This is a genomic window from Actinomadura keratinilytica, assembly GCF_039539665.1.
Lineage (GTDB): Bacteria > Actinomycetota > Actinomycetes > Streptosporangiales > Streptosporangiaceae > Spirillospora > Spirillospora keratinilytica.
In genome coordinates, this window is the sequence record NZ_BAABDO010000222.1 from 1 (window position 1) to 4576 (window position 4576).

At 73.7% G+C, this 4576-nt stretch carries 5 protein-coding genes and 1 riboswitch; of the genes, 2 read left to right on the forward strand and 3 right to left on the reverse strand.

All coding sequences use genetic code 11. The features are described 5' to 3' along the window. Positions 1-51 precede the first annotated feature (51 nt). The 3 genes from ABD879_RS32115 to ABD879_RS32125 all read right to left on the reverse strand — a co-directional run bounded on the left by ABD879_RS32115 (position 52) and on the right by ABD879_RS32125 (position 2305). Entirely contained in the window at positions 52-1068 is a 1017-nt protein-coding gene (locus tag ABD879_RS32115) for an LLM class F420-dependent oxidoreductase (RefSeq protein WP_345025548.1), read from the reverse strand. Between the two features lie 167 nt (positions 1069-1235). Next, on the reverse strand, positions 1236-1436 hold the full coding sequence (locus ABD879_RS32120; RefSeq protein ID WP_345025549.1) for a DUF397 domain-containing protein: 201 nt from the start codon (positions 1434-1436) through the stop codon (positions 1236-1238). Next, the gene (locus tag ABD879_RS32125; RefSeq protein WP_345025551.1) at positions 1433-2305 is read right to left on the reverse strand and encodes a helix-turn-helix domain-containing protein; all 873 of its coding nucleotides are present in this window, start codon (positions 2303-2305) and stop codon (positions 1433-1435) included. The genes ABD879_RS32120 and ABD879_RS32125 overlap by 4 nt, the downstream gene beginning before the upstream one ends. 167 nt (positions 2306-2472) lie before the next feature. On the opposite strand from ABD879_RS32125, the gene ABD879_RS32130 reads away from it, so the two are divergent. Beyond that, the gene (locus ABD879_RS32130) at positions 2473-2970 is read left to right on the forward strand and encodes an ATP-binding protein (protein ID WP_345025552.1); all 498 of its coding nucleotides are present in this window, start codon (positions 2473-2475) and stop codon (positions 2968-2970) included. A gap of 215 nt (positions 2971-3185) precedes the next feature. Beyond that, positions 3186-3338, forward strand: a riboswitch (cobalamin riboswitch). A gap of 78 nt (positions 3339-3416) precedes the next feature. Then, the coding region (locus ABD879_RS32135; RefSeq protein WP_345025554.1) for a magnesium chelatase ATPase subunit I at positions 3417-4576 on the forward strand (1160 nt) is incomplete at its 3' end.

A 4576-nucleotide genomic window follows, 5' to 3' on the forward strand; every position in this document is an offset into this window, starting at 1 on the left:
TTCAAGATCATCCAGCCGTGTCGCCGTCACCAACGTCCATGGTCAGTACAGCTAGTCGAGGAGGTCGCGCAGGGCGCGCAGGGTGGGCTCGTCGCGGACGCCGGCGATCAGCAGGGTGGTGACGGGGCTGTCGCGCCACAGCTGGAGGCGCTCCTTGATGCGGCCGATGGGGCCGAGCAGGGAGATCGCGTCGGCCAGCTCGTCCGGCACGGCCTTGACCGCCTCGTCGCGCCGGCCGTCCAGGAACAGCTCCTGGACGCGGGCCGCCTGCTCGGCGTAGCCGAGCCGGCCGATCAGGTCGAGGTGGAAGTTGCGGTCGCGGGCGCCCATGCCGCCGATGTAGAACGCCAGCGGCACCTTGGCGAACTCCAGCGCGGCGGGCAGGTCGTCGGTGACGATCGTGGTGACGGTGGCGGCGATCTCGAAGCCCGGCGGGCGGCCCGCCAGCGACGCGCCGAACAGCGGCTCGATCTTGGCCGGGTCGACGAACAGCGGCAGCCAGCCCTGGGCGAGCTCGGCGGCGAGCGCGACGTTCTTCGGGCCTTCGGCGCCGAGGTAGACGGGGATCTCCGGACGCACCGGGTGCACGATCGACTTCAGCGGCTTGCCCAGCCCGGTGCCGCCCGGGTAGGGCAGCGGGTAGTGCGGGCCCGCGCTGGTCACCGGGGCCTCGCGGCGCCAGACCTGGCGCATGATGTCGATGTACTCGCGGGTGCGCGCGAGCGGCTTGGGGAACGGCACCCCGTACCAGCCCTCCACGACCTGCGGTCCGGACGCGCCCACGCCCAGGATCAGCCGCCCGCCCGACAGGGCGTCGAGGGTGAGGGCGTGCATGGCGGTCGCGACGGGGGTGCGCGCCGACAGCTGTGCCACGGCGGTGCCCAGCCTGATCCGCTTGGTGCGGGCGGCGTACCAGGTCAGCGGGGTGAAGGCGTCCGAGCCGTACGCCTCGGCGGTGAACACCGCGTGGTAGCCGAGCCGGTCGGCGGCCTGCACCGTCTCGGTCTGGTCGTCGGGGTCGCGCTGCCAGTAGCCGACGTTGATGCCGAGCTTGAGGTCCGCGGTCACTGTGGCACCCTCCGGGGTCGTTGGCGCACCGCGATACTAGAACACGTTCTACTTGGCGCGGAAGGCGGCTGCGGGCAGCGGCCGGGGCCGCGACCGGCGGCCGCGGCCCCGGACGGCGGCGCGTCGGCGGGCCCGGGCAGGGCGGGCGGGCGGACGCGCCGGGCGGACTATGCGGTGCGTGCGGTGCCGAGCAGGGCCCGCCAGCCCTTCGCCGACAGGATCAGCGCCGGACCGGAGGGGTCCTTGGAGTCGCGGACCGCACACAGGCCGTCCGGTAGTGCGGCCACTTCGACGCACTGGTCTCCGCTGCCGCTGTATGAGGACGTGCGCCAGTGGGCGCGGGCGAGTTCGCGTTGCAGGTTGTTCACAGGCTGCTCCCTGCTGCCTCGATGATGAGGTGCGCGGAATCCTCGGGGGACAACGCCGCCTCGACGATGCGATCGAAGCGACGCCTGTGTACGCCTGTTTCCTCTGCGCTTTCGACGTAAACGTCACCCATGGTGCCTTCGACGTAGGCGATATCGGGGTCTGCCGGGTCCGGAAAGGACAGGATCGTGAACCGCCCGTCAAGCCCCGCGTGCTCGCCGGCGGCGTACGGCAGCACCTGCACCGTGACGTTGGGTCGCTCCGTCATGACGGACAGTTTCCTGAGCTGGGCGTTCATCACCGAGGCCCCGCCGAGCGGCCGGTGCAGCACCGCCTCGTCCAGCACCACGTGCAGCAGCGGCGCGTTCTCCCGGTCGAGCAACTTTTGCCGTACCTTGCGCGCGGCGATGCGGCGCTCGATCTCGGTCCGCCCGGGCAGCATCCGCCCGGCGGTGATGACCGCGCGGGCGTAGTCCTCGGTCTGCAGCAGCCCGTGCACCAGCTGCGGGTCCCAGGTGCGGATGGCGGACGCCTCGTCCTCCAGCGCGACGTAACTTCCGGCGAAAACGTCGGCGTAAGCGGTCCACCAGCCGCGCTGGCCCGCGTCGCGCGCCAGCGTGATCAGGGCGTCCCGGTCGGGGCTGGGCACGCCGTACAGCTCCAGCATGCGGGCGACGTCGGCGACCTTCGGCCGGGTCTGCCCCGTCTCCACCCGCGACACCGTGGCCCGCGACCAGTCCAGCCGGTCCGCCACGTCCTGCAGCGTCAGGCCCAGGTTCTCGCGCAGCCGGCGCAGCTCCCGGGCCAGCCGACGACCTCGTACGGTCGGCCGATATGTCATGAGGGCAGAGTCTGTCGTTTCGGTCGGCACCTCTCAACGCAATTGCCGAAGCCGGTAAGGGCAATCTCGCCAAGGGTGTTGCGCGAATGAGATTCTCACGCGAGGCTCATGGAAGAGTAACCGCGGGGGAACCCACAGTAACGGGACGATTGATGACCGCGTAGTCGGCCGACACCTTTCGATCGCGGGGAGGGCCCGTGCACAGGACGACAGAACTCATCCACGACACCTCGCCGCCGTGTGCGGTGCCGGGCGGGGAGCCGGGCATCCGCGAGGGCTGGGCCTGGTCCCTGCCGCGCGGCCCGGCGTGCGCCCGCCAAGCCAGGGCGCTCCTGGCCGAGACGCTCGCCGACCTGGGCGTGCCCCGCGACCCGATCGCCGACGCCAAGCTGATGGTGAGCGAGCTGGCCACCAACGCCTACCAGCACGCCGCCGACTACGGCCCGCATGAACTGTGGCTGGCGGTCGACGGCGACGCGCGGCCCCCCGCGGAGATCCGCTGCGCGGTGTTCGACGCCTACGCCGACGCCCGGCTGCCCGGCTACTCGTGGACGTCCGGCGACTGCGGGCGGGGCCTGAGCATCGTCGCCCAGATGTCGCAGGGCCGCTGGGGGCTGGTGCACACGCTGTCGCGCCTGGGCCCGCCTGTACCGGGCAAGGCCGTGTGGTTCGCCGTGCGCACCCGCCTCGCCTGACGCGCCGGCCCGGTGACGTCATGGCGCCCGACGTCATGGCGCCCGACGTCATGGCGCCCGACGTCATGGCACCGTGACGTCACGACTTCTTGGCGTCACGGCCCCTCGGGCTCGTGGCGTCCCGGCCGTCCCGCGACCCGACGTAGGGCATTTCACGTGGTCGCCGCTTGGGTGGTTCCTGGGGGTATGTCATGCTGTGCAGTCGACGGACGCGGAGGAACCCGGTGTGAATCCGGGGCTGTGCCCGCAACTGTGACCGGGGAGTTCTCCCCCGCGGAAGGCCACGGCGGCGACGCTGGAAGGCCGGGGGAGCGGTGCCGTCCCTGACGGGGCCGGCGCCGGAACGTCGATCCGGGAGCCAGGAGACTCCGGCCGTCGCAGCTGACCGCCACGGGCGTGGACACCCGAGGGGAAGGATGATGAGGCATGCCCCGTCTGATGGGCCGATGAGCCGCCCGGCCGCCGAAGGGGAGGCGGCCCCCCGCACCCCCCGCTACCCGTTCTCCGCCGTCGTCGGGATGGCCGACCTCAAGCTCGCGCTGCTGGTCAACGCGGTGTCGCCGGGAGTGGGCGGGGTGCTGGTGCGCGGCGAGAAGGGCACCGCCAAGTCGACGATCGTGCGGGCGCTCGCCGGGCTGCTGCCGCCGGTGCGGGTGGTGGACGGCTGCCGGTTCTCCTGCGACCCCGACGCCCCCGACCCGGCCTGCCCCGACGGCCCGCACACCGGGCACGGCGCGCGGCGGCGGCCCGCCCGCCTGGTGGAGCTGCCCGTCGGCGCGTCCGACGACCGGCTCACCGGCTCGCTCGACGTGGAACGGGCCCTCACCGAGGGCGTGAAGGCGTTCGAGCCGGGCCTGCTGGCCGCCGCGCACCGCGGGGTGCTGTACGTCGACGAGGTGAACCTGCTGCACGACCACCTGGTCGACCTGCTGCTGGACGCCGCGGCGATGGGCGAGTCGCACGTCGAGCGCGAGGGCGTGTCGGTGCGGCACGCGGCGCGGTTCCTGCTGGTCGGCACCATGAACCCGGAGGAGGGCGAGCTGCGCCCGCAGCTGCTGGACCGCTTCGGGCTCACCGTCGAGGTCGCCGCCACCCGCGACCCGGACGAGCGCGCCGAGGTGGTGCGGCGCCGGCTGCGCTACGAGCGGTCCCCGGCCGACTTCGCCGCCGCGTGGGCCGCGGAGGAGGAGGCGCTGGCCGCCCGCATCGCCGCCGCCCGCGACCGGCTGCCAAGCGTGGAGCTGACCGACGCGGCGCTGCGCCAGATCACCGCCGTGTGCGCCGCGTTCGAGGTGGACGGGCTGCGCGCCGACCTGGTGACCGCGCGGGCCGCGATCGCGCTGGCCGCCTGGCACGGCCGCACGGAGGTGAGCACCGAGGACGTGCGCACGGCGGCGCGGCTGGCCCTGCCGCACCGGCGCCGCCGCGACCCGTTCGACGCCCCCGGCCTCGACGCCCGCAAGCTGGACGAGGTGCTCGACGCGCACGACGACCGGCCGCCCGAACCCCCCGACGGCGACGGGCCGCCCCCGCCGGGCGGGCCCGGCGGCGGGCCGTCCGGCACGTCGCCGGACGCCCAGTCCGCGCAGACCCCGCGGGCGGGCGG